The 2565-nt window shown below is 34.3% G+C and carries 2 protein-coding genes; one reads left to right on the top strand and one right to left on the bottom strand.

Annotation, left to right across the window (positions count from 1 at the left end):
- Positions 1-1591, top strand: a 1591-nt coding sequence (locus tag AFK68_RS02275; RefSeq protein ID WP_143437436.1) for a DGQHR domain-containing protein, incomplete at its 5' end; no start/stop codon positions are given.
- 722 nt (positions 1592-2313) lie between these two features.
- On the opposite strand, the gene AFK68_RS36190 is transcribed toward AFK68_RS02275, so the two are convergent.
- Positions 2314-2565 (bottom strand): hypothetical protein (locus AFK68_RS36190; protein WP_094671299.1); only part of this gene is annotated, 252 nt, incomplete at its 5' end.

Here is a 2565-nt window from a genome sequence, read left to right on the forward strand (position 1 = left end):
CAATAAACCCACTTCAGAAATAGCAAAAGAAATTTTAGAAAACGATAATCGAGAAAGAGAAGCGATCGCCATCCTATTAGACAAACACATAGGCAAAGACGACAGATTATTAGTACAAAAAACCATGATGGGAAACACAGAAGCTTACATAGGTTCCGTCACCCTAGAATGGTTAGATAGTCGTGTACGTTTTGCCTCCCAACTACCATTATTTCGGCAAAAATTTGATATGGAAACTGACAACATAATTCGAGATGCAGAAACAATAGATGAAATTCAACAACGACCTTTAGACTGGTCTCGTCAAGCTCCATTAACCCTATATTTAGCAACAAGAAAAGCACATAAATTTCCCGCAGTATTAGTAGTAATTAGCCCCAGTTGGGTAGATAACCCCAAAGCAGAAGAATGGAATAAAAATGGTGAAGCCAATAAATCTGCAACTGATTTTTTACCCCTAGACTCAGAAGGAAAAGTCGGATTATTAGATCTACGTTTAGAAGTAGCAGTATTTGCCTTAGACGGTCAACATAGACTGATGGGAATTCAAGGATTAATGGAATTAATAAAAACTGGTAGATTACCAAGATATAACAAACAAAAGAAGCCAGTAAGTGCAGCAATTACTATTGATGATTTAACCGAAATTAATCATATTGAATTACCAGAACTACAAAAATTAGCCTACGAACAAATAGGCATAGAATTTATTCCAGCAGTAGTCAAAGGAGAGACAAGAGCACAAGCGCGACGGAGAGTTAGGTCAGTTTTTGCTCATGTAAATCTGACAGCAGTCAAATTAAGTAAAGGGCAATTAGCATTATTAAATGAGGATGATGGATTTGCTATTGTAGCCAGAAAAATAGCAATTTATCATCCTATTTTAAAGGAGAAAGATGGTAGAAATTCAAGGATAAATTGGGATAGTGCAACTGTGGCAGCTAAGTCTACTGTTTTAACAACTCTCCAAGCATTGCAAGAAATGTCGGAAAGATATTTAAGACCTCGTTATCCCTATTGGAAACCTTCAGATAAAGGTTTAATTCCTATGCGCCCTGAAGAAGAAGAGTTAGAAGAGGGAGTGAAAGAATTTATGCTATTTTGGGATTATTTGGCTAATTTGCCTAGTTATTCTAGATTAGAAAATAGTGCTGAAACTCCAGAATTAAGAAGATTTAGTTTTGAGACAAAACCAGGAGAAGGTCATATTTTATTTCGCCCGGTCGGACAAATTGCTTTTGCTGAAGCTATAGGAATTTTAATTTATAAAAAAGGCTTTTTTTTAGAGGAAGTTTTTGACAAATTAAATAAGTATGATGTGGATGGTGGTTTGAGTGGAATAGAATTTCCTGACTCAATTTGGTATGGGGTTTTATATGATTTTAATAGAAAGCGAATGTCGGTAGCTGGTAGAGATTTAGCGATGAGATTATTTATCTATATATTAGGTGGAGTTTATGACAAAATGGAGCGGGCAGAAATTCGTCGGGAGTTGGCAGAAGCAAGGCGAGTTGGAGAGGATCGAGCTGTAGATTTTCAAGGTAAGTTTGTGGAATTAAAAAAGGTAGGGTTGCCGGAAATGTTGTCTTGAAGTTAGGATTTATAGAAGTTCACTTTCATATTTTTAGCAATAGGAAGTTCAACAATTAATAATTAATTATTACCGAAAAATAAAGGTATAAACCCTTTCCTTTTAAGGATAAAAAAAGTGCTAGGATATTTCCTTATATTCAATTCCCGTACGGTTTTAAGCAGAGGTAATTATCCATTATCCATTATCCATTATCCATTAATTACCTCTTCTTATAAAGAAGAAGATTACCTAAAAGGATTTATTTTATTCTCTTGGTCGATTGGATATTGCCAGGGAATCTCGCCATCTCATCCTACGGAATGCTCCGCAAACGACCGCTTTTTTATCCATGAATGAAGAGGCTTTATACCTGAATTTTTTGCTAATTTCATCAACCAAATTAATTACACATACTATAGACTTCCTGTTCCCTTTCTCAACTAGGAAATTCCTAAAAGCACCACTACTTAATTAACTTTTAAAATAAGATTGCTTAAGCATTTCTGTGCTGGAATGCTGTGCAAATAGCTATTAATGGTTAGCTCTCAGATTTTTATAGCAATTTTATGTGAAGTTGCACATAATTCTAAAATTTATTAGAAAGTTTTATTGATACTTTTAATTATCGCTCAACCTCTCAACACTAATTCCCCAGATAAAGACAGTAGTTTAATAACTAATAACTCATACTGAAAGCTAACTGCTAAATGCTATGAGATTGCTATAACTGCTGTATATGTTCAACAATTACTTAGTAAATATTTTTCCAAATACTCCCAATTTTTATGACCATATTCTTCTCGCAGAGAATCTTTCAGATTATCATCAATCACTAATTCTCCATCTTCACTACCTTGGAATAGACATCCATGAGAAAATATTTGTTGTATATCTGTGAGACTATCTATTAAACTGGCAATAGAATAATGTTGTTCAACCCATTCAGTAGGACTAGGTATTTCAGAACTAACATTTATTGGATGATTAGTGGT

Origin of the sequence: Hydrocoleum sp. CS-953, from assembly GCF_002260545.1 — a bacterium.
Classification (GTDB): Bacteria; Cyanobacteriota; Cyanobacteriia; order Cyanobacteriales; family Microcoleaceae; genus Trichodesmium.